Annotated in this window: 20 protein-coding genes; 14 read left to right on the plus strand and 6 right to left on the minus strand. The window is 66.6% G+C overall.

Translation table 11 applies throughout. The annotated features are described in order from the left end of the window. The first annotated feature begins 48 nt into the window (after positions 1 to 48). The 8 genes from cysD (at position 49) to phoB (ending at position 8,459) form a co-directional block, all read left to right on the plus strand. Positions 49 to 951: a sulfate adenylyltransferase subunit CysD gene (gene cysD / locus BMY25_RS00695; RefSeq protein ID WP_092494675.1), complete on the plus strand. Its 903-nt coding sequence runs from the start codon at positions 49 to 51 to the stop codon at positions 949 to 951. Next, a complete protein-coding gene (cysN, locus tag BMY25_RS00700) occupies positions 951 to 2,840 on the plus strand; it encodes a sulfate adenylyltransferase subunit CysN (RefSeq protein ID WP_238858070.1) in 1,890 nt (629 codons plus the stop codon). Before cysD ends, cysN begins: the two co-directional genes overlap by 1 nt. 200 nt (positions 2,841 to 3,040) lie before the next feature. After that, complete coding sequence (locus BMY25_RS00705; protein WP_177176639.1) at positions 3,041 to 4,321, plus strand: sensor histidine kinase; 1,281 nt, start codon at positions 3,041 to 3,043, stop codon at positions 4,319 to 4,321. A gap of 116 nt (positions 4,322 to 4,437) precedes the next feature. Continuing rightward, entirely contained in the window at positions 4,438 to 5,415 is a 978-nt protein-coding gene (pstC, locus tag BMY25_RS00710) for a phosphate ABC transporter permease subunit PstC (protein WP_092494677.1), read from the plus strand. A gap of 3 nt (positions 5,416 to 5,418) precedes the next feature. After that, the gene (gene pstA, locus BMY25_RS00715) at positions 5,419 to 6,270 is read left to right on the plus strand and encodes a phosphate ABC transporter permease PstA (protein WP_092494678.1); all 852 of its coding nucleotides are present in this window, start codon (positions 5,419 to 5,421) and stop codon (positions 6,268 to 6,270) included. Further along, positions 6,267 to 7,049 (plus strand): phosphate ABC transporter ATP-binding protein PstB, encoded by a 783-nt coding sequence (pstB, locus tag BMY25_RS00720; protein WP_092494679.1) that lies wholly within the window; start codon positions 6,267 to 6,269, stop codon positions 7,047 to 7,049. Before pstA ends, pstB begins: the two co-directional genes overlap by 4 nt. A gap of 10 nt (positions 7,050 to 7,059) precedes the next feature. After that, positions 7,060 to 7,746, plus strand: a complete 687-nt coding sequence (gene phoU, locus BMY25_RS00725; RefSeq protein ID WP_092494680.1) for a phosphate signaling complex protein PhoU — start codon at positions 7,060 to 7,062, stop codon at positions 7,744 to 7,746. An 11-nt stretch (positions 7,747 to 7,757) separates the two neighbouring features. Continuing rightward, positions 7,758 to 8,459, plus strand: coding sequence for a phosphate regulon transcriptional regulator PhoB (gene phoB / locus BMY25_RS00730; RefSeq protein WP_092494682.1), 702 nt, complete (start codon positions 7,758 to 7,760; stop codon positions 8,457 to 8,459). Between the two features lie 108 nt (positions 8,460 to 8,567). Here phoB and BMY25_RS00735 read toward each other — a convergent pair whose 3' ends face one another. Continuing rightward, positions 8,568 to 9,092, minus strand: coding sequence for a GcrA family cell cycle regulator (locus BMY25_RS00735; protein ID WP_092494683.1), 525 nt, complete (start codon positions 9,090 to 9,092; stop codon positions 8,568 to 8,570). Positions 9,093 to 9,444: 352 nt separating this feature from the next. Here BMY25_RS00735 and BMY25_RS00740 point away from each other — a divergent pair, with 352 nt between their 5' ends. From BMY25_RS00740 to BMY25_RS00750, 3 genes are read left to right on the plus strand one after another with little or no spacing between them, the layout of a single operon-like run. Beyond that, a complete protein-coding gene (locus tag BMY25_RS00740; RefSeq protein WP_092494684.1) occupies positions 9,445 to 10,641 on the plus strand; it encodes an aspartate aminotransferase family protein in 1,197 nt (398 codons plus the stop codon). A 17-nt stretch (positions 10,642 to 10,658) separates the two neighbouring features. Continuing rightward, on the plus strand, positions 10,659 to 11,576 hold the full coding sequence (gene argF, locus BMY25_RS00745; protein WP_092494685.1) for an ornithine carbamoyltransferase: 918 nt from the start codon (positions 10,659 to 10,661) through the stop codon (positions 11,574 to 11,576). After that, on the plus strand, positions 11,576 to 12,643 hold the full coding sequence (locus BMY25_RS00750; RefSeq protein WP_092494686.1) for an Hsp33 family molecular chaperone: 1,068 nt from the start codon (positions 11,576 to 11,578) through the stop codon (positions 12,641 to 12,643). Before argF ends, BMY25_RS00750 begins: the two co-directional genes overlap by 1 nt. A 72-nt stretch (positions 12,644 to 12,715) precedes the next feature. Here the strand turns inward: BMY25_RS00750 and apaG are convergent, their stop codons facing one another. Then, on the minus strand, positions 12,716 to 13,108 hold the full coding sequence (gene apaG / locus BMY25_RS00755; protein ID WP_092494687.1) for a Co2+/Mg2+ efflux protein ApaG: 393 nt from the start codon (positions 13,106 to 13,108) through the stop codon (positions 12,716 to 12,718). Between the two features lie 351 nt (positions 13,109 to 13,459). Between apaG and BMY25_RS00760 the strand changes: the two genes are divergently transcribed. Next, complete coding sequence (locus BMY25_RS00760; RefSeq protein ID WP_143061843.1) at positions 13,460 to 16,651, plus strand: sensor histidine kinase; 3,192 nt, start codon at positions 13,460 to 13,462, stop codon at positions 16,649 to 16,651. Positions 16,652 to 16,724: 73 nt separating this feature from the next. Here BMY25_RS00760 and BMY25_RS00765 read toward each other — a convergent pair whose 3' ends face one another. Further along, positions 16,725 to 17,099 carry a YjiS-like domain-containing protein gene (locus BMY25_RS00765; protein ID WP_092494688.1) on the minus strand — a complete coding sequence of 125 codons (375 nt, stop codon included), beginning with the start codon at positions 17,097 to 17,099 and terminating at the stop codon, positions 16,725 to 16,727. Between the two features lie 122 nt (positions 17,100 to 17,221). Here BMY25_RS00765 and BMY25_RS00770 point away from each other — a divergent pair, with 122 nt between their 5' ends. Then, entirely contained in the window at positions 17,222 to 18,097 is an 876-nt protein-coding gene (locus BMY25_RS00770; RefSeq protein WP_092494689.1) for a LysR substrate-binding domain-containing protein, read from the plus strand. Between the two features lie 189 nt (positions 18,098 to 18,286). Here the strand turns inward: BMY25_RS00770 and BMY25_RS00775 are convergent, their stop codons facing one another. Together BMY25_RS00775 and BMY25_RS00780 are read right to left on the minus strand one after the other, a co-directional pair. Further along, positions 18,287 to 19,657: a glutamate--cysteine ligase gene (locus BMY25_RS00775; protein WP_092494690.1), complete on the minus strand. Its 1,371-nt coding sequence runs from the start codon at positions 19,655 to 19,657 to the stop codon at positions 18,287 to 18,289. A gap of 30 nt (positions 19,658 to 19,687) precedes the next feature. Continuing rightward, positions 19,688 to 20,452 (minus strand): 16S rRNA (uracil(1498)-N(3))-methyltransferase, encoded by a 765-nt coding sequence (locus BMY25_RS00780; protein ID WP_092494691.1) that lies wholly within the window; start codon positions 20,450 to 20,452, stop codon positions 19,688 to 19,690. 72 nt (positions 20,453 to 20,524) lie between these two features. On the opposite strand from BMY25_RS00780, the gene xseA reads away from it, so the two are divergent. Further along, positions 20,525 to 22,078: an exodeoxyribonuclease VII large subunit gene (gene xseA / locus BMY25_RS00785; RefSeq protein ID WP_092495126.1), complete on the plus strand. Its 1,554-nt coding sequence runs from the start codon at positions 20,525 to 20,527 to the stop codon at positions 22,076 to 22,078. 48 nt (positions 22,079 to 22,126) lie between these two features. Here xseA and BMY25_RS00790 read toward each other — a convergent pair whose 3' ends face one another. After that, positions 22,127 to 22,453, minus strand: coding sequence for a hypothetical protein (locus tag BMY25_RS00790; RefSeq protein ID WP_092494692.1), 327 nt, complete (start codon positions 22,451 to 22,453; stop codon positions 22,127 to 22,129). Between the last annotated feature and the right edge of the window lie 47 nt (positions 22,454 to 22,500).

Raw genomic sequence — 22,500 nt, forward strand, 5'->3', positions numbered from 1 at the left:
GGAGACCGATCCTGCTCCCTCGCGGGACCTCTTTGAAACGGGAACGTCATGTCGGATCGTCTGTCACATCTTGATCGGCTGGAAGCCGAGAGCATGCACATTATCCGCGAGGTGGCCGCCGAGTGCCGCAATCCGGTGATGCTGTATTCGATCGGCAAGGACTCCGCCGTCATGCTGCATCTGGCGATGAAGGCCTTCGCGCCCGCCCCGCCGCCCTTTCCGCTGATGCACATCGATACGACGTGGAAATTCCGCGAGATGATCGCCTTCCGCGACCGCATGGCCAGGGAAGCGGGCATGCGCCTGCTGGTCCACACCAATCAGGAAGGCCTCGCGGCGGGCATGAACCCGTTCGACCACGGCTCCAACTATACCCGCGTGATGAAGACCGAGGGGCTGAAGCAGGCGCTCGACCTCCATGGTTTCGACGCGGCCTTCGGCGGTGCGCGGCGCGACGAGGAAAAGAGCCGCGCCAAGGAGCGTGTCTTCTCCTTCCGTGGCGCCAGCCATGCCTGGGACCCGAAGAACCAGCGCCCGGAACTCTGGCGGCTCTACAACACGCGGGTGAACGAACGGGAATCGATGCGCGTCTTCCCGCTCTCCAACTGGACCGAGCTCGATATCTGGGCCTACATCCTGCGCGAGAACGTGCCGATCGTGCCGCTCTATTTCGCCGCCGAGCGGCCCGTGGTGGAGCGCAACGGCCAATACATCATGGTCGACGACGACCGCATGCGGCTCAACCCCGGCGAGCAGCCGGAAAAACGGATGATCCGCTTCCGCACGCTTGGCTGCTATCCGCTGACCGGCGCATTCGAATCCAACGCCACGTCGCTGGAAGCGATCGTCGCGGAGATGATCGCCGCCCGCACCTCCGAGCGCGGCGGCCGGCTGATCGACAAGGAAGCCTCGGCTTCCATGGAGCGCAAGAAGCGCGAGGGCTACTTCTGATGACCGTTTCCATGCCGATCCAGGCCGTCACCGCGGCGGCCGAGGCCGACACCCTGCGCTTCCTCACCTGCGGCAGCGTGGATGACGGCAAGTCCACCCTGATCGGGCGGCTGCTCTACGATTCGCAGTTGCTGATGGAAGACCAGGTCGCCGATCTCGCGCGCGACAGCGAGAAGCACGGCACGGCCGGCGACCAGATCGACTTCGCATTGCTGGTCGACGGGCTGGAAGCCGAGCGCGAGCAGGGCATCACCATCGACGTCGCCTACCGCTTCTTCGCCACGCCGAAACGCCGCTTCATCGTCGCCGACACGCCCGGCCACGTGCAGTACACCCGCAACATGGCGACGGGCGCGTCGACCGCCGATCTCGCCGTGCTGCTGGTCGATGCGTCCAAGGGCCTGCTGACGCAGACGCGCCGCCACGCGGTGATCGTCTCGCTGCTCGGCATCCGCAATGTCGTGATCGCCGTCAACAAGATGGACCTGGTCGGCTTCGAGGAAAGCACGTTCCGCGAGATCGTCGCCGATTTCCGGGAGTTCGCGGGCGATCTCGGCTTCGCCGACGTCACGGCCATCCCGCTTTCCGCGCGCGCCGGCGACAACGTGTCGAGCCGCAGCCCGAAATCGCCCTGGTACTCCGGGCCGACGCTGATCGAGCATCTCGAAACGATCGGCGTGGAAAACGCGGCGACCTCCGGTCCCTTCCGCCTTCCGGTGCAGTGGGTCTGCCGCCCCAACCAGAACTTTCGCGGTTTTGCGGGCAGCGTCGCCGGCGGACGCGTGAAGCTGGGCGACGAGATCGTGGTCGCGGCTTCGGGCCGCACGAGCACGGTCGCGAGCCTTGCCATCGGCAACCATCCGGTCGAGGAGGCGTTCGCCGGCCAGTCCGTGATGCTGACGCTGGCCGACGAGATCGACATCAGCCGCGGCGACGTGCTCGTCGCCAAGGGATCGCGCCCGGAGGTCAGCGACCAGTTCGCCGCCAACCTCATCTGGTTCGATGCCGAGCACCTGCTGCCGGGCCGCCAGTACCTGATGAAGAATTCCACCAGGACGGTGCCGGTCCAGATCACCGAGCTGAAATACCGGCTCGACGTGGAAACGCTGGATCACGGCGCCGCCAAGGTGCTGGAGATGAATGAGATCGGCTTCGCCAACCTCTCCGCATCCGAGCCGATCGCCTTCGATCCCTATGCGTCGAACCGCGAGACCGGCGCCTTTATCCTGATCGACCGCTTCACCAATGCCACCGTCGGTGCGGGGATGCTGTCGTTTGCGCTTCGCCGTGCGTCCAACATCCACTGGCAGGCGCTCGACGTCGATCGCGACGCCCGCGCCGGCCTGAAGCACCAGAAGCCGGCGGTGCTCTGGTTCACCGGCCTTTCCGGCTCGGGCAAGTCCACCGTCGCCAACATCGTGGAGCGCAAGCTCTTCGGGCGTGGCCGGCACACGATCATCCTGGATGGCGACAATGTCCGGCACGGTCTGAACCGCGACCTCGGCTTCACCGATGCGGACCGCGTGGAAAACATCCGCCGCGTCGCGGAAACGGCGAGGCTGATGACCGATGCCGGCCTGATCGTGCTGGTCTCGTTCATCTCGCCCTTCAGGTCCGAGCGCGAGATGGCGCGCGGACTCCTGCCTGAAGGCGAGTTCGTGGAGATCTTCGTCGATACGCCGATCGAGGTTTGCCGCCAGCGCGATCCCAAGGGTCTCTACGCCCGCGCCGATGCCGGCGAAATCCGCAACTTCACGGGCATCGACTCGCCCTACGAAGCGCCGGAAAAGCCGGACCTGCATCTCAAGCCCGCAGAGGTCGATCCGGAGCTGCTGGCCGACCGGGTGATCGCCTTTCTGGAAGAGCGCGGCAAGCTCAGCAACGCCTGAGGACCAATCGAAACGGCGCTTTCGTCCGGGAGCGCCGTTCCATCAGCAAGGCTTCATCCGGCTGTCATGGTGCCGTCATAGATTGTCCGAACGCGCGAAACCCGGCTGGGAAACCCAATGCGGGCCAGACCGGGCGCTTCGGGGGGTCGACATGACGCAGTGGCATGGTGGAGCGTAGGGCGCCGGGGAGGAGGGGAAAAGTGCGTGGCAACGGAGGGATGACGGCTCTCGCCGGTGCTCTTCCGGTGCTGCTCGTCGCGGCGCTCGCCCTGGGCCTCGCCTGCATCTCCTGGGGCCTGCCCTGGCCCTATGCCCTCGTTTCCTTCCTCCTGATCTGTCTCGCCGCCCTGTTCTCGTCGAACACGGCTGCAGTCGCCCGGCTGGAGACGGCCGAAACCCATGACGGGATCTGGCCGGACAATTCGATCAAGGCCACCGTCAACGCGCTGCGCCAGTCGGCGCTGGTGCTCGATCTTCGCGGCACCGTGCGCTACCTCAACGACCGGGCCGTGGCGGAATTCCCGGCGACCCGTGCCGGCGATCCGCTCGCCCTGACATTCCGCGCGCCGCGCATCGGCGAGGTGCTCCGCGAACTGGCTAAGCCTGCCCGCGTGGATCTCGAAATCCGCAGCGCGGGGCAGGCCAAGGTCTACGAGATCGCCTTCAGCCCGCTGAACCTGCCGGGCAGCGAGGCGGGTTTCGTGCTCGTCGTCTTCGAGGACCAGACGGAACGGCTCGCCATCGACCGGATGCGCACCGACTTCATCGCCAATGCCAGCCATGAACTGCGCACACCGCTGGCTTCCCTGACCGGCTTCATCGAAACGCTGCTCGGCCCGGCTCGCGACGATCCCGCGGCCTCCGACCGCTTCCTCCGCATCATGCTGGAGCAGGCGGGCCGGATGCGGCGGCTGATCGACGATCTCCTGTCGCTGAGCCGGGCGGAGATGAAGGTGCATCGCCGGCCAAAGGACAAGGTGGACGTGATCGGCGTGCTCAAACAGGTCGGCGACGCGCTGGGTCCCATGGCGGAACGGCTGGAGGTCGCGCTGGAATTCGATCTGCCCAAGGGGCCGGTCGCCGTTCTCGGCGAGCGCGACGAGCTCCTGCAGGTCTTCGAGAACCTGATGGAAAACGGGCTGAAATACGGAAGCTCGGGCAAGCGCATCCTGGTGTCGCTGGCCGATGCGGCGCCGGGCAACTGCACCGTCTCGGTCCGCGACTGGGGGGCGGGGATCGCGGCGGATCATCTCCCGCGCCTCACCGAAAGGTTCTACCGCGTGGATCCCCAGGCCAGCCGGCAGACCCGGGGGACCGGCCTCGGCCTCGCGATCGTAAAGCATATCCTGACCCGCCATGAAGGGCGCCTGACGGTGGACAGCGCGCCGGGGGAAGGAACGACCTTCCATGTCACGCTGCCGCGTGCCCCGGATGTGACGCTCATGGAAGAAATCGAGCCTTCGCAAGAGCTTAGGGCGTAACGAAACTGTCGTGAATGTCGCCTATAAGGGCCGGGCCGGAGCTTTCCCGGCGCCGTCATGGACGGATTGCCGAACGTCCTCGGGCAGAAGTGGAGTTTCCATTGTCGGACGTAACCATGCCGCGGGCCCGGTCCGTGTCGAGGGAGGAACGGCTGGCGATCCGGCTGCGGGGCTTCCGCCTCGGTGACCGGGTCTTCCATTCCCTCACCTTCCTGGCCGCAATCCTTGTTCTGGCTCTCCTGAGCGGGGTCATCGTCTCGCTGGTCCAGGGTTCGTTGCCGGCGCTCCATGCCTTCGGCCTGAACTTCATCGTCACCGAGGTCTGGAACCCGGTCGGGGACCGGTTCGGCGCCTTGGCCGCGATCGTCGGCACGCTCGTCACCTCCGCCATCGCCATGCTGATCGGCGTGCCCGTATCGATCGGCATCGCGATCTTCCTGACCGAGCTCTGTCCGATGTGGCTGCGACGGCCGATCGCCATCGCCATCGAGCTGCTCGCCGGCATTCCCTCCATCATCTACGGCATCTGGGGCCTGTTCGTGCTGGCGCCCTTCCTGCAGCGCACGCTGGAGCCCTGGCTGATCGCGCTGTTTTCGCCCATTCCGGGCCTGAACCTGCTGTTTGCCGGGCCTCCCTTCGGCGTCGGCGTCTTCACGGCCGGCCTGATCCTCGCGATCATGGTGCTGCCCTTCATCACCGCCGTGACGCGGGACGTGTTCTCCTCCGTGCCGCCGGTCCTGAAGGAAGCCGCCTACGGGCTCGGTTGCACGACGTGGGAGGTCTCCCGCCAGGTGGTGCTGCCCTATACCCGCGTCGGCGTCACGGGCGGCATCATGCTGGGGCTCGGCCGCGCGCTGGGCGAGACGATGGCCGTCACCTTCGTGATCGGCAACGCGCACCGGCTTTCCGCATCCGTCCTGGCGCCCGGCACCACGATCTCGGCGACCATCGCCAACGAATTCAACGAGGCCGTGGGGGATCTCTACACCTCCTCGCTGATCGCGCTCGGCCTGATCCTCTTCGTCATCACCTTCATCGTCCTTGCGCTGGCTCGCTACATGCTGATGCGCATGGAACGCCGCGCGGGAGCCTGAGCCATGGCGATCAGCATGTCGCGATACAATGCCCGCCGTCGCCGCAACCGCTTCGCCGTGGCGCTCTGCTTCGCCGCCACCGGCTTCGGCCTCATCTGGCTGGTGCTGATCCTGGCGACGCTCCTGTGGAACGGCCTTCCCGGCCTGACGCCGGCGCTCTTCACCGAGAGCACGCCGCCGCCCGGCTCAGAAGGCGGGCTCCTGAACGCCATCGCGGGCAGCTTGATCCTGACCGTGCTGGGCACCGTCATCGGCGCGCCGATCGGTATCCTGGCCGGCACCTACATGGCGGAATACGGGCGCTTCAGCCGACTGTCGCAGGTCGTCCGCTTCGTCAACGACATCCTGCTCTCCGCCCCGTCCATCGTGATCGGCCTCTTCATCTACGAGATCCTGGTGGCGCCGCTCGGCCACTTCTCGGGGTGGGCGGGCGCCGTCTCGCTCGCCGTGCTGGTGATCCCGGTGGTCGTGAGGACCACGGAAGACATGCTGTCGATGGTGCCCGGCCAGATGCGCGAGGCGGCCGCGGCCCTCGGTCTGCCGCGCTCCATCATCGTGCGCAGCATCACATACCGGGCGGCGAAGGCCGGCATCGTCACCGGCGTGCTGCTGGCGGTGGCGCGCATCAGCGGCGAGACCGCGCCGTTGCTCTTCACCGCGCTCAACAACCAGTTCTGGAGCACGAACCTGAACGAACCCATGGCGAGCCTGCCTGCGGTGATCTTCCAGTTCGCGCTCAGCCCCTACGCCGACTGGCAGCAGCTTGCCTGGACCGGCGCCCTCATCATCACCTTCGCCGTGCTGGTCCTGAATATCGGCGCGCGCATTCTCGTCAGGTCGAGGAACCCCCAATGAACGCTCCAATGGTCGGACAGGGCCAGAAGCAGAAGGTCGCCGTCCGCGATCTCAAGTTCTTCTACGGCGACACGCTGGCGCTCAAGTCCATCAGCCTGCCGCTATACGATCGCAAGGTGACCGCCTTCATCGGGCCGTCCGGCTGCGGCAAGTCCACGCTGCTGCGCGTGCTGAACCGCATGTACGACCTGTATCCGAAGCAGCGGGCGGAAGGGGAGGTGCTGCTGGACGGCGAGAACATCCTTGCGCCCGGCCAGGACCTGAACCTGCTTCGCGCCAAGGTCGGCATGGTCTTCCAGAAGCCCACACCGTTCCCGATGTCGATCTACGACAACATCGCCTTCGGCATCAGGCTCTACGAAAAGGTTTCCCGTTCGGAGCTGGACGGACGGGTCGAGGCGGCACTGACCCGGGCAGCGCTCTGGGGCGAGGTGAAGGACAAGCTCAACTCCAGCGGCCTCAGTCTTTCCGGCGGCCAGCAGCAGCGCCTCTGCATCGCCCGCACCATCGCGGTAGAGCCGGAAGTGATGCTGCTCGACGAGCCGGCATCGGCGCTCGACCCGATTTCCACCTCGCGCATCGAGGAGCTGATCGACGAACTGAAGAGCGACTACACGATCGCCATCGTCACTCACAACATGCAGCAGGCGGCGCGCGTCTCGCAGTACACCGCCTTCATGTATCTGGGCGAGCTCGTGGAATTCGACGAGACCAGCCGGATCTTCACGATGCCGTCCGACAAGCGGACGCAAGACTACATCACCGGCCGGTTCGGCTGAGGGGGACATCATGGCCCAGCATATCGTCACGTCCTTCGACGAGGACCTCAAGGAGCTGAACAGCGCCATCGGCGCGATGGGCGGCTATGCGGAGGAACTCTTCGGCAACGCCATCACCGCGCTGCTCCATTCCGACCCGGATATGGCGCAGGAGGTCATTTCCAAGGATCGCATCGTCGACGCCATGCAGCGCGACATCGAGGAGCGCGCCGTGCTCCTGATCGCGCGGCGCCAGCCGGTGGCGCAGGATCTCCGCGAGACGATGGCCGCCATCCGCATCTCCGGGGACCTGGAGCGCGTGGCCGATCTCGGCAAGAACATCGCCCGCCGCACCATCGCCATGGAAAGCACCGCCTTCCGGCAGACGCTGATGGTCGGCGTGGAGCATCTCGCCCAGCTCGGCCTGCAGCAGATGAAGCAGGTGCTCGACGCCTACGCGCTGCGCGACACCGCCGCCGCCGCCGAGGTCTGGAAGAACGACAGCGAAATCGACGCGGTCTACACCTCGCTGTTTCGCGAACTCCTGACCTACATGATGGAAGACCCGCGCAATATCAGCCGCTGCATCCATCTCCTGTTCTGCGCCAAGAACATCGAACGCATCGGCGACCACGCGACGAACATCGCCGAGACGGTCCATTACATGGTGACCGGCCAGCAGATCGAAGAAGAGCGCGCGTCGAGCACTCGCGTCTGACGGGTCGAGCCATGAGAAAACCGCTGGTAATGGTTGTCGAGGACGAAGAAACCCTCGGCATGCTGCTCGGCTACAATCTCGAGGCGGAAGGCTTCGAGATGGAGATCGTCACGCGCGGCGACGAGGCGGAGCTTCGATTGCGCGAACGCGAGCCGGACGCGCTGATCCTGGACTGGATGCTGCCCGGCCTTTCCGGCATCGAGCTTTGCCGTCGGATACGCTCCCGGCCCGAGATGGCCAGGGTTCCGATCCTGATGCTGACGGCGCGCGGCGAGGAAGGCGATCGCATTCGCGGCCTGGACACGGGCGCCGACGATTACGTCGTGAAGCCTTTCTCCGTGCCGGAACTCATGGCGCGCCTGAAGGCGATCCTGCGCCGCTCGCGTCCGGAGACCGTGTCGCAGAGCCTGAAGGCCGGCGACCTCGAGCTCGATCGCGAAACCTTCCGGGTGCGCCGCGCCGGCCGCGAGATCCATCTCGGGCCGACGGAATTCCGGCTCCTGGAGTTCATGATGCGCAGCCCCGGCCGCGTCTTTTCCCGCGAGCAGCTTCTGGACGGTGTCTGGGGCCGCGACGTCTATGTCGACGAGCGCACGGTGGACGTCCATGTCGGCCGCCTTCGTCGGTCCATCAACCGGGGCCGGATGCGCGATCCGATCCGCACGGTGCGCGGCGCCGGCTATGCCTTCGACGAGCAGTTCGAGCGGGCCTGATTGAGGACGGCCGGGCGTCCGGCCTCACGAGGCCGCAGACAAGGAAAAGGCGGGGTTCGACCCCGCCTCTTTCGTTTCGAAAGGTGCCGCAGTGATCACCTCAAGCGTTCAGCCGCGGGCAAACCGCTTCACGCGCTTGCGCAGGTCGATGCCCTGATACGCGACGCCCGCATGGTACTCGCAATAGGGCAGGCCCTCGATGCTGGAGCAGCCACAGAAATGGAAGTCCTCGGTGCTGGGGTCGCCGATCGGCCACTTGCAGGTGCGCTCCGTCAGCTTCTCGATGGTCAGCCGCTTGGAAATCGGCACCACGGAGACGGAAGAGCGGGCGACGACCTGTGTCTCCGTGACCGGAAGAACCTCGATCTCCGGCTTCAGCGCCAGGTTGCCGATCGTGACGGGAGGCTTGGCGATCTTGCGCTCGACCGACTGCTGCTGCTGCGGGGAAACCGCGCGGCGCTGACGCTTGGCGCTGGCGACCGGCTGCCCGCGTCCGGACATGCCCAGCCGATGCACCTTGCCGATAACGGCATTACGCGTGACGCTGCCGAGCTCGGCGGCGATCTGGCTGGCGCTGAGGCCTTCCTGCCAGAGTTTCTTCAAAGTCTCGACACGCTCGTCGGTCCAGGACATGTTGCCTCCTCAGGCTGAATCTTCCCGCCGCATGGGCAGAATCCGGCCGCGTCCGCAAGGCTGTCGCCGTTGCGCTACACGCAAGACCTTGTTGGGATTCAGACCCGCCACACGACATTTCGTGCTTTAACGGGTTTGAAACTACTGGTGCGTGGACTCGCCCACAAGAGTCCGTCCGCGCTTTTCGGCAACTATCCACTTCATTGAGTCGATTGTGAGTCGGGAATGCCACACCCGCCTTTTCCCGCCACGGCAATTGCCGGGGGACGGGGGGGCGTGATAGCGTCGCCAAGTATCGGCTGCCGCCTTCGGGCGGCTTTTTATTTTCAGACAGATCTCGGGTGTCTTCAAGATGTCGGACAAGGATGCTGCGCTCTTTTCAACCTTTGCTCGGGCTCCGGTCGCCTTCGAGCGAGGTGAGGGGGCGTGGCTGATTTCTGACGACGGGAAGCGATACCTCGATTTCATGGGCGGCATTGCCGTCAATGTGCTGGGCCACGCCCATCCGCATCTGGTGAAAGCGCTGAAGGCGCAGGCGGAAAAGCTCTGGCACGTCTCCAACGTGTTCGAGATCCCCGGCCAGGCGGAACTCGCCTCCCGGCTGGTGGCGGCGAGCTTCGCCGACAAGGTGTTCTTCGGCAATTCCGGGGCGGAGGCGGTCGAGGCCGCGATCAAGACCGCGCGGCGCTACCATTTCGCCGAGGGCCAGCCGGAGCGCTTCCGCATCGTCACCTTCGAGGGCGCCTTCCACGGGCGCACGCTGGCGACGCTGGCCGCCGGCGGCCAGGCCAAGTACCTGGAGGGCTTCGGGCCCAAGGCAGAAGGCTTCGACCAGGTGGCGGTCGGCGACCGCGAGGCGCTGGAGGCGCTGATCGGGCCGGAAACGGCGGCGATTATGATCGAGCCGATCCAGGGCGAGGGCGGCGTGCGCCCCGTGCCGCCCGAGGAACTGCGCTATCTCCGCGCCCTCTGCGACAAGCACGGCATGCTGCTGATCTTCGATGAGATCCAGTGCGGCATCGGCCACACCGGCAAACTCTTCGCCTATGAATGGGCGAATGTGGAGCCGGACATCATGGCGGTCGCCAAGGGCATCGGCGGCGGTTTCCCGCTGGGCGCCTGCCTCGCCACGGCGGAAGCGGCCAGCGCGATGACGCCGGGCACGCACGGCACGACCTTCGGCGGCAATCCACTCGCCATGGCGGTGGGCAACGCGGTGCTCGACGTGGTGCTGGGCGAAGGGTTCCTGGAGCATGTCCGCCAGACCGGGCTTTACCTGAAGCAGAAGCTCGCGGCCCTGGTGGACACCCATGCCGGCCAGCTGGAAGGCATTCGCGGCGAGGGGCTGATGCTCGGGCTGCAATGCCGCGTCCCGAACACGGACATCGTTGCCGCCGCGCGCGAGGAGCAATTGCTGCTGGTCGGCGCCGGTGACAACGTCATCCGTTTCCTGCCGCCGCTGACGATCGAGGCCGCCGATGTCGACGAGGCGGTGAACCGGCTGGAGCGCGCTCTGGCCCGGGTGCCTGCCCGGCAGAGCGCCGCCTGAGACGCGAAAGACATTCCATGACAGAGCTTCGTCACTTTCTGGACCTGACGGACCATTCGCCGGAAACCCTCCGCACCATTCTGGACACCGGCAAGCGCATCAAGAGCGGCATGGCCGACGGGCATGCGCGCCCGCTGGCCGGCCGCGTGCTGGCCATGGTCTTCGAGCGCCCCTCCACGCGTACCCGCGTGTCCTTCGATGTCGGCATGCGGCAACTCGGCGGCGAGACGCTGATGTTGACCGGCGAGGAAATGCAGCTCGGCCGCGGCGAGACGATCGCCGACACGGCCCGCGTTCTGTCGCGCTATGTCGATGCGATCATGATCCGCATCCTCGACCATGACGCGCTGACGGAACTGGCGGAAAACGCCACCGTGCCGGTGATCAACGGCCTCACCAAGCTGTCTCATCCCTGCCAGATCATGGCCGACGTCATGACCTTCGAGGAGCATCGCGGGCCGATCAAGGGTCGCAAGATCGTCTGGACCGGCGACAGCAACAACGTGCTGGCTTCGTGGGTCCATGCGGCCGACCGTTTCGGCTTCCGGCTCGACGTGGCGACGCCGCCGGAGCTCGCCCCCTCGGAGCGGCTGACGCGCTGGGCGGCGGAAAGCGGAGCCGATATCCGCTTCGGCCAGGATGCGGAAGAAGCCGCAGAGGGAGCCGACGCGATCGTGACGGACACCTGGGTTTCCATGGGCGACGAGGAGGCGGAGCGCCGCCACAACCTCCTGATGCCCTACCAGGTGAATGCGCGCCTTATGTCGCGGGCGAAACCCGAGGCGATCTTCATGCATTGCCTTCCCGCCCATCGGGGCGAGGAAGTGACGGCGGACGTGATGGACGGGCCGCAATCGGTGGTCTTCGACGAGGCCGAGAACCGGTTGCACGCGCAAAAGGGCGTTCTCGCCTGGTGTCTTGGAGCAGCGGATTGATGTCGGAAGCCGAACACGGGCCGAGAGACGAGAACGAGCACGAACACGCGGAAGATCACGGTCACGAACAATCCGAGGTGAGGGGAAGCGACGATCGCGCGCTGCCCTTTCAGGTCGACAAGCTGGAGGTGCGCGGTCGCACCGTGACGCTTGGCGCGTCGATCGACACGATCCTCAACCGTCACGACTTTCCGCTTCCGGTGAAGAAGCTGATGGCCGAGGCGGCGGTTCTCGCGTCGCTGATTTCCACCTCGCTCAAGGATTTCGGCCGCTTCATCCTGCAGACCCAGACGGACGGCCCGGTCTCCATGATCGTGGTCGATATCCGCATGCCCGGCCAGATTCGCGCCACCGCTTCCTTCGACGCGGAAGCGGTCTCGGCGGCGGTGGCGGACGGCAAGGCCGATGCCGTCTCTCTCCTCGGGCAGGGCACGCTCGCCATGACGGTGGAGCAGGGCCACAGCTCGCAGCGCTACCAGGGCTTCGTGCCGCTGCAATCGGAAACGCTGGAAGAGGCGGCTCATACCTACTTCCGTCAGTCCGAGCAGATCCCGACGCGCATCCGCATCGCCGTGGCCGAAATGTTCGACCGCGACGAGGAAGGCGCGCCTCGCCACAGCTGGCGCGCCGGCGGCATCATCGCGCAGTTCCTGCCTTATTCGGAAGATCGCCTGCGACGGCGCGACCTGCCGGGCGGCGACGTGCCGGAGACGGCGGAGCCGATGCACGAGCATCCCGACGACGACGCCTGGGTGGAAGCCTCGGCGCTGGTGGACACGGTCGAGGATCACGAGCTCACGGATCCCGAGGTTTCGGCGGAAACGCTGCTCTACCGCCTCTTCCATGAGAGCGGCGTGCGCGTCTTCGAACCGATTTATCTGGAAGAGCGCTGCTCCTGCTCGCGCGAGCGCATTTCGCGCGTGCTGCTGCAACTCGGGCCGGAGGAGCTCGACGGGGCTGCCGCCGAGGGCGACATCAAGGTGCGGTGCGAATTCTGCGGCACGGAATACCGCTTCGAGCGCGACGAGTTCCCGGCGACGATCCCGGAGCCGGCCTCCGGCTCGTGACGATCCCGGCTCCTTACGCTTCAGGTACCGACATTCGGCTCCTGAGGCGGCGGGAAGCCCTTGGCCCGGCGCTCAGTGCAGGACGCGGCGGGTATCCGGCAGGTCGAGGGAGAAGGCCGGGATCTCGATGGTGAAGACCTCGCCTTCCGAACCGACCGCCTGGTATGTGCCGACCATGAAGCCGGAGGGCGTCTTCAGCGGGCAGCCGCTCGTATAGCTGAAGGACGAGCCGGGCTCGATGACCGGCTGCTCGCCGACGACGCCGAGGCCCTTGACCGATTCCACCGCGCCTGTCTGGTCCGTGATGGTCCAGTCGCGGGCGATGATCTGGACGGGACCGGTCGAGCCGTTCTCGATCTCCACGGTGTAGGCCCAGAAAAATCGTGCCTCGACGGGATCGGACTCGTCTTCCATGTATTGAGGCTCGACGGTCACCCGGATGCCATGTGTGGTCGCGGAGTACATGGCCCGCTTTTGCGCCACATTGGATAGCAAGGCAAGGGGCCTGGAGCGCCGCGCGCCGCGGGGATCGACCAACCCGGAGCAGCCTGTCCGGGGATAGTGCCCTCCGCCGGCTTTACGGCTCCTGCGCCGATATCGTACCTCATCGGTCGGGTCGCTACATGAGCGCGAATCAGCCATATTTCAATGGCATCGAACCGCAGACTTGCCCTCGGGGAAGCGAATCCGCGTTAACCATTCAGCGGAAAAGGATGCGGAGACATCGCTCGACTCAGTGCATGCAGATACCTGCACCAATAACCTTTCATTTACCATTATGTTAGGGTGGCGTATCGGCGTGAGAACGGTTGGCAGATGACGCACTGGCGGAATTCCTTCCTGGCTTTCAGCGCATTGCCCGAGGTCGGCGCCCTGCTTATGGACGCCCGTCCGGCCTGGGTGTGGTCGCGCGACGGCAGCCGCGTGGAGTGGTCGAACATGGCGGGCGGAGAGCAGCTCGGTCACGAGGCTTTCGCCGCGCTCGCCCTTCGTCACTGGGCATCCGATCATCCGCTTCGTCGCGATCTGGAAACCGTCTGGCGCGCGGCCCCCGAGGGCGGCAGCACCATGGCAAGGCTTCGCCTCATGTCGGGCCTCCGCTCGCTGACGATCCCCGCGCAATGCCGCCGCGTGCGCACCGGTTCCGGCGAGCGCGGACTTCTCGCTGTGGCGACGATGGCTCCGCTCCGCTCCGGCGCCAGCGAAATCGCCATCAGCCGCTTCCTGTCGGATCGCGACAGCATCGCCTCGCTGTTCGACGCGAGCCAGCGCCTCCTCGCTTCGGATGGCGAAGGCGGCGCCGGATCTGGAACGGCACTGGCCTTCTCCCCGAGCGCAACCCGGATCGAGGCATCCGGCCGGACGCTTTACCTGGCGCTCCGTCCCCGGTCCGAAGTGGCCGAAGTGGCCGAAGTGATCGAGCCGGCTCCGCTCGTTGCCGCCGTCGTCCCGCCGCAGGCATCGGTCGCCGTTGCGGAAGAGCCGGCCGCGCCCGAGGCCGTGGCCCTGGCGCCCCCCCTTCCCTCCGATCCGATGAATGCCGCTGAGGCCCTTGGCGAGACAGTGGCCGGGCAACCGGAAATCGCGACCGAGCTGGAGATCGACGAGCCCGAAGTGACGGCAATCGCCGAGGTCGAGGAGCGGGACGGTTCGGCGCAAGAGATCCCCGCGCAGGCCGAAGAGACCGGCGAGGCGGCCCGAGATCCCGAGATGCCGCTGGTCGTCTCGTTCCGCGACGAGACTGAGGCCCGGATCCGCTCGGAACGCGGGCGCGGCGTTGCGCGTGTCACCTCCATCGGCGAAAGCCGACCGGAGTCATGGTCAGAGCCTCGTTCCGAGCAGGGCGGCCCGGCGCGCCCGGCAGAGACTTCCCCGTCAGGGCAGTCCGCCCGCCCGTCGAGCCTGCCGCGCGGTCCTGTCCGTTTTCTCTGGCAGACCGATCCGGACGGGCGCTTCCTCTTCGTCTCGCCGGGCCTGAAACAGCTTGTCGGTCGCAACGCCGATGTGGTTGGCGAGCGCTGGGGCGAGGCCGCCTCCCGCCTGCGTCTCGATCCCAGCCAGCGGATCGGCAACATGATGGGGCGGCACGATACCTGGAGCGGGCTCACCGCATGGTGGCCGGTGGAAGAGACCGCGGTGCGCATCCCCGTGGAACTGACGGCCCTGCCGGTCTTCGGGCTGGACCAGAGTTTTCAGGGCTATCGCGGCTTCGGCGTGCTGAAGCCGGCGGAAGCCCTGATGCCGGACGCCTTCGACGCCCGTTTCGGCCGCGAGGATGGCGAACCGTCCGCGCCCGTCGAGCAGATTCCGCCTTATGAGGAAGCGCCGCTCGCCACGCCCGGCAACGTGATCCCGATCCGCGCCGACCTTGAGCTGCTGCCGGATTTCGCGCGCCTCTCGCCGCAGGAGCGCGTCGCCTTCGAGGAGATCGCGCTCGCTCTTCGGGATCGTATCGAGGAGCCGCTGCGCCGGGCTGCCCAGGCCAGCGAGGCGGCAGCGGAACTGGCCGCGGCGGAGCCCGCCAGCCAGCCAGTCGAAGAAACCCGGGCGGAAGCGTCGCCTTTGGCCTCCGAACCCGTCCGCGAACCGCAGCCCCCGGAAACACCGGAGCCGCAGCCGGAAGAGCCGACGAACCCGACGCCGCAGCCCGAGATTCCAGACGAGCCGTCCGAGCCGCAGCCGGAGATACCGAGCGAGCCGGCCCCCGGTCCGGAAATTCCGGATATCGCGCCCCATGAAACGCCGGAAAGCCCGGCCCGGATGGAGGCGCTTTCGGCGGAGGACGAGCAGCCGGAGCCCCGGCCTGAGTCGTTGGCTGAGCCCCCGGCCGAGCCCCGGGCTGAGCGAATGGTGCCGACTGTCGCGCCGGTCGCGTTCGACCGCGGCACGCAGCAGCGGGTCCAGGAACTCACGGCCATTCTGGACACGGCGACCGACGGCGTGGTCATCCTCGATCGCGAAGGCCGGATCGAGAGCCTGAATGCCAGCGCCGAGGCGCTGTTCGGCATCGACTCGTCGGACGTGGAGGGCGAGACCCTTCGCGAACTGCTCACGGCCAAGAGTTTCCAGTCGGCGCTCGATTACCTGAACGGTCTTCGCGACAACGGCGTCGCCAGCCTGATCAACGAAGGCCGCGAAGTAGAGGGCCGCGTGGGCAGCGCGACCATTCCGCTCTTCATGACGATGGGCCGCATCGGCGACGAGCATGGCGGCCGCTTCTGCGCGGTGCTGCGCGACATCACGCCGTGGAAGCGGACGGAAGCCGACCTCGTCGCGGCGCGCCGGAATGCCGAGACGGCGTCCAGCCAGAAGTCCGACTTCCTCGCCCGCGTCAGCCACGAGATCCGCACGCCGCTGAATGCCATCATCGGCTTTGCCGAGGTGATGATCGAGGAGCGCTTCGGCCCCGTCGAGAACGAGCGGTACCGCGAATATCTCCGCGACATCCGCACTTCCGGCGAGCATGTGGTCAGCCTCGTCAACGACCTTCTCGATATTTCCAAGATCGAGGCCGGCAAGCTCGACCTGCATTTCGCGGCCGTGTCGCTGAACGATCTCGTGCGCGAATGCATGGCGCTGATGCAGCCGCAGGCGAACCGGGCGCATGTGATCCTGCGCTCCAGCCTGTCGCGCGACGTGCCGGCGCTCGTCGCCGACCAGCGGACGCTGCGCCAGATCGTGCTGAACCTCCTGTCCAACTCCGTGAAGTTCACCGGTCCCGGCGGACAGGTCATCGTATCCACCTCGCTGGCGGAAAAAGGCGAGGCGATCCTGCGGGTGCGCGACACCGGCGAGGGCATGAACGAGGAAGATCTGGTCCGCGCCATGGAGCCGTTCCGGCAGGTCAACACCTCCGCCCTTCGCGAGCGGACCGGCACCGGGCTGGGCCTGCCGCTCACCAAGGCGCTGGTGGAGGCAAACCGCGCCGCCTTCTCCATCAAGAGCACGCGGGGCGAGGGGACGGTCGTCGCCGTCACTTTCCCGGCAACGCGGGTGCTTTCCGAGTAATGGCCTGCTCGAAACGAACAAAGCCCCGGAGGGTTCTCCGGGGCTTTCTCGTGGGGCCGATCGCTACCGGCGTTTACGCGATCAGGTCGTTCTCGTTCTTCGGCGCGCGGCTGGCCGGGGCGTCCAGGCGAACCCGCGACTTGCGGGCGCGAGCCTCCATGTCCCGATAGTTCGCCATGCGCGCGGAGCGACGCTCCAGCGACCAGAACATCAGCCGCGTGGACGGATCTTCATGCAGTGGTACGGCCAGCGCCAGATGTACGTCGGACGGCGTCAGGCCGATATCTTTCAACGTGTGGGCGTCCCACGTGGCCAGACGGGCTACGGCTCGGCGGTTTCTGGCGCGTTTGGCAATTCGAGCACCCATGAACCAGATGGCGGCGATCGGACGCAGCACCTTCGGCAAACCCGAATGCTTCTCTGCCCGTGCAACCATGAACCGCAACATTGTCGTGTCCTTTCCTCATCCTGGCGCGTTTCGTGCGCAGCACCGGGATGCTCCTCCTTGACCTATGCGTCCAACGAATGTTTATGATGGGACGTATCAATCTTCTTGATGGAATTGGAGCCATGCTCCCCCTTGATCCCGACCAGCTGAGAACGTTTATCGCCATCGCCGAAGGCGGGAGCTTCACGCGTGCCGCCGAGGTCGTGGCGAAGACCCAGTCGGCCGTTTCGATGCAGATGCGGAAGCTTGAGGAGCGTATCGGCAAGCCGCTCTTCCAGCGGGACGGCCGCGCGAGCCGGCTCTCCGCCGAAGGCGAGCGGCTGCTCCCCTATGCGCGCCGGTTGCTGCGCCTGCAGGCGGAAACGCTCGCCGCCTTCGATACGGCCGAACAGGCCGGCACGATCCGGCTGGGCACGCCTGACGACTACGCCACCTTCCTGCCGGAAATTCTGGGGCGGTTCGCGGCCCACCATCCGTTGGCGGAAATGTCGGTCGTCTGCCTGCCGACGGAGTCGCTGCTGGAAGCGATAAACAATGACGAACTCGACATCGCCATCATCACGAGCTGCCACGCGGCATCGAGGCTATCGCCCGTCGTGGCGCGGCGCGAGCAGCTGGTCTGGGTAACCTCGGAGCGGCACAACGTGCACGAGGAGCAACTGTTGCCGCTGGCCCTCGGCAGCACCTATTGCGATTGGCGGCGTACGGCCCTTCGTTCGCTGGAATTCGTCGGTCGCGAAAATCGCGTCGCGTTTTCCAGCTCGAATGCAAGCGCCGTCAGCGCCGCGGTGCTGGCCGGTCTGGCGATCTCGGTGCTGCCGCTCTCGGCCGTGCAGCCGGGCATGCGCGTGCTGGGTGTCGAGGAGGGTTTCCCCGGGCTGCCGCGCTGCGAAATCGCGGTGCTTCGCTCGGCCAAGGCCGAGAGCCGCCTCGCCGAAGGTCTGGAAGAGCATATCCTGGCTAGCCTGAGCCAGGTCAGCTTGCCCCTGGCGGCCTGAAGCCGTCCCGCCCCTGGCGATCCGCAGGATCGTCCAGTGCCCAACTCGCCTGGCGATCCGCAGGATCGTCCAGTGCCCAACTCGCCTGGCGATCCGCAGGCCCTGGCGATCCGCAGGATCGTCCATCCCTTGGCGGCCTGAAAAACAGGCAGCACCCGAGGCGAGCGATCGCCTCGGGCTTATTCCGTTTCAGTAGGTGTTTTCCGTGAAGACCGGCTCTATGGAGCCGCCCCACGCGCCGGAAAAACGGCCCAGCAGGCGGTCTGAATCGGTCCGGTCGGAGGACAGGATTTCCTCCAGCGGCGCGAGGAAGGTGGTCTCGTCCTCGCCGTTCGCAACGACGGCGCGGCGCTGGAGGCCGCCCTTGGCGAGTTCCACCATCTCGCGGGCCACATCGCGAACGGCACCGCCGCGGAATGGCAGGGCAAGTGCCGCCTTCGGCACATCGTTGCGGAGCAGGAGCCGGTCCTCCGCGCTCCAGCCGGAGACGAGCTGCAACGCGCCATCCAGCGCCGCGCAGTCGTAGAGCAGGCCGACCCAGAGGGCGGAAAGCGCCACGATCATCTCCGGCGAGCCACAATCGGCGCCTCTCATCTCAAGAAAGGTCTTCAGCCGCACGTCGGGGAAAAGCGTGGAGAGGTGGTTCTTCCAGTCGCCCATGGTGGGCGTCTTGTCCCGAAGCGTATCCGGAGCGCCCCCTTCCAGGAACTGGCGGAACGTGACCGACGTCATGTCGTGGTAGCGGCCGTCGCGGACGACGAAATACATCGGTACGTCGAGCGCCCAGTCCGTGTAGCGCTCGAAACCGAAATCGTCGCCGAACGCGCAGAGCAGACCGCCCGTCCGCGCCGTGTCCGTATCCTTCCAGATCTCGCCGCGAAACGTCTGGAAGCCATTCGGCCGGCCGTCGGTGAAGGGGGAATTGGCGAAGAGGGCGGTTGCGATCGGCTGGAGCGCGAGGCTGGCGCGAAGCTTGTCGCGCATGTCCGCCTCGCTCTTGAAGTCGAGATTCACCTGCACCGTGCAGGTGCGGTACATCATGTCGAGACCGAGGGAGCCGACGCGCGGCATGTGGTTGGTCATGATGCGGTAGCGCGATTTCGGCATGACCGGCGTTTCCGCCCGCGTCCATTTCGGGCTGAACCCGAGCGCCAGGAAGTCGATGCCCAGCGGCTCGGCGACCTGCTTCACTTGCGCCAGGTGCCCGGCCAGCTCGTCCCGCGTCTGGTGCAGGGAGGAGAGCGGCGCGCCGGAAAGCTCGAACTGGCCGCCGGGCTCCAGCGAGATCGCGCCACCGCCGGCGGCATCGGCGAGGCCGATGATCGCGCCCTCGTCGTGGATCGGCTCCCAGCCGGTCAGCGCCTGCATTCCTTCCAGCAGCGCGCGAATGCCCGCCGTTCCCTCATAGGGAACGGGGCGGTTGCCGTCGCGATAGAAGACGATCTTTTCGTGCTCGGTCCCGATGCGCCATTCGGCTTCGGGTTTGGATCCGGATTCCAGATAGGCGGCGAGCTGGTCGCGATTTTCGATCAAAGTGTGATCGGCGGTGTCACGCGCCATGGAAACTCCTTGCGAGGCCGGCGACCTTAATCAAGAGGACGCGGCCGGGTAAAGTCCGTCGCGCCAGTCGCCGAGAACCGCCTGCACAATGGCCAGGGCGGCCACGGCGGCGGTATCGGCGCGCAGGATGCGCGGACCGAGCGAAATGGCGACAACAAAGGGTTTAGACAAGAGCATCCGGCGCTCCTGTTCGGAAAAACCGCCCTCCGGCCCGATCAAGAGGGCCACCGGACCCCGCGGCACGGCGCGAAGCGCTTCGACGGGGTCCACGATTTCCGCATCCTCGTCGCAGAAGACAAGTCGGCGGGCGGGGTCCCAATCATCGAGCGCCGCTTCCAGCGCGACGGTTTCCTCGATGGTCGGCAGCGCCAGCACGCCGCATTGCTCCGCCGCTTCCATCGCATTGGCCCGCATGCGTTCGGAATTGATGCGGTTCACCTGGGTATGCTGCGTCAGCACCGGACGAAGGGCGCTGGCGCCCATCTCCACCGCCTTCTGCACCATGTAGTCCAGACGGGCGTGCTTCAGCGGCGCAAAGAGGTAATGCAGGTCGCCCGGCGGGGGCTGCGGCCTCATCCGCTCTTCCGCGACGAGGCCGCAGGTCCGCTTGCCGGTTTCCGCGATGCGCATCCGCCATTCGCCGTCGCGTCCGTTGAAGGCGAGGAAGCGGTCGCCCTCCGCCATGCGGAGCACGTTCAGCAGATAGTTCGCCTGCGCCTTGTCCAGCGTGATCGCCGCGCCCGGGGCAAGCGGCTGGTCAAGAAAGAGGCGTTGGCTGCGGAAGTCGATTCTCATCCGGTGCGGTTCAGAGAGTTTGTCTCGATCGTGGACTTGAACGGGGAACGCGCGGGCGTCAAGACTGCACGCATGAGCCAGCAAGTCGCGCCTGCCACCAACGTCGCCGAATTCACGGTCTCGGAACTCTCCTTCGCGCTGAAGCGGACGGTGGAGGAGAATTTCGAGCACGTCCGCGTGCGCGGCGAAATTTCCGGCTTTCGCGGCACGGTCGGCTCGGGCCACGCTTACTTCACGCTGAAGGACGACAAGGCCTGCATCGACGCGGTGGTCTGGAAGACGACCTTTACCCGCCTGCGCTTCAAGCCGCAGGAAGGCCTGGAAGTGATCGCCGTCGGCAAGCTCACGACCTTCCCCGGCCGCTCAAAGTACCAGATCGTCATCGAAAGCCTGGAGCCGGCGGGCGAGGGCGCGCTGATGGCGCTGCTGGAAGAGCGCCGGCGCAAGCTGCAGGCCGAGGGTCTCTTCGACGAGAGCCGCAAGCGGCCGATCCCCTACCTGCCGTCCGTGATCGGCGTGGTCACGTCCCCGACGGGCGCCGTGATCCGCGATATCCTGCATCGGCTGCGCGACCGTTTCCCGAGCCGCGTGCTCGTCTGGCCGGTGCGGGTGCAGGGCGAGGGCGCGGCGGACGAAGTCGCCAATGCCGTGCGCGGCTTCAACGCCATCGACGGCTCCGGGGCGCTTCCCCGGCCGGATCTCCTGATCGTCGCGCGGGGCGGCGGCTCCATCGAGGATCTCTGGGCCTTCAACGAGGAAGTCGCGATCCGCGCCGTGGCGGAGAGCCGGATCCCCACCATCGCCGCCGTCGGTCACGAGACGGACTGGACGCTGATCGATTTCGCCGCCGATCTTCGCGCTCCGACGCCGACCGGTGCCGCTGAAAAGGCCGTGCCTGTTCGCTCCGAGCTGCTGGCGGTTACCGGCGATCTCGCCTCCCGCCACGAGGCCGTGTTCTGGCGCTGCATGGAAGCTCGCCGCCGGGAGCTCTTGGCGCTGTCGCGCGCGATGCCGTCGCTCTCCGGCCTTCTGGCCATGCCCCGGCAGCGGCTCGATCATGTCGGCAGCCGCCTCGGTCGGGCGCTCGGCTCGGAAGTCGCTTTGAAGCGCCGAAGCGCCGACGCGGTGACGGCGCGATTGTCGCCGATGCTCCTCACCCGTTCCGCCGCGCAGGGCCGGGAGCGGGTGGAGGCCGTCCATCGCCGGCTTGTGGCGGCCCATGCGGCGCGGCTGCGGCAGGAACGGCGGGATCTCGACCGGACGGGTGCGCGGCTGCAGATCGGCTGCGTCGGCCGCATCGTGCGCCGGCAGCGCGAACGCTTCGAGCAGGCGTCGCGGCTGCTGCAATCCTACGGCCAGCTCTTCTCCGAAGAGGCGATGCTGGCGCGGGGCTTCGCGCTGGTGACCGACGCCGATGGGGGCCGGATCGGCTCGGCGGCAGATTTGCGGCTCGGTGACAGCATCGCCATCCGCTTCGCCGACGGCGCGGTCGCGGCCTCGATCACCGGGGAAAGCTCCGAGCCTCCGGCTCTGTCCGCTTCCCCGAAGCCGCGTGCGCAGAAGCTTCCGAAGCCGACGAAAGCCCGGGTGCCCGTGCCGGGCTCCAGGCAGGGCAGCCTCTTCTGATGAAAAGGGCCGGCGAAGCGCCGGCCCTTTGGGAATGCCTTTTGCAAATCAGTAATTGAACTTCGACTTGTCCGGCGCTTCCTTGGGCGGCTGGACCGCGGCGGGAACGTCGCTGGCCGGGAAGCTGTCTTCCAGGCTCTTGTCGAGATTGCCTTCCGACTGGCCGGGCTCGTGATCTTCGGAATGCCAGGACTTGCCGGGGGTCTGCGTTCCCGGCTGGATGTCGATCCCGCCGTCACCCTCGGTGACATCCGGGGCCGGCTCGGGAATGCCCGTCGGGGTCACGTCTTCGCCGGGAGCCGCGGCAAGGCCAGAGGCCTGCCAGCCTGGTTTCGCTCCGCCCGGAGTTCCGACTGCCGTGTTCAGATTGCTCATCTTGCGAGTCCTCTCCTCTTCGCCATCTGAAACGCGGCCTGCGAAGG

It is taken from the genome of Faunimonas pinastri (assembly GCF_900110915.1).
Classification (GTDB): Bacteria; Pseudomonadota; Alphaproteobacteria; order Rhizobiales; family Afifellaceae; genus Faunimonas; species Faunimonas pinastri.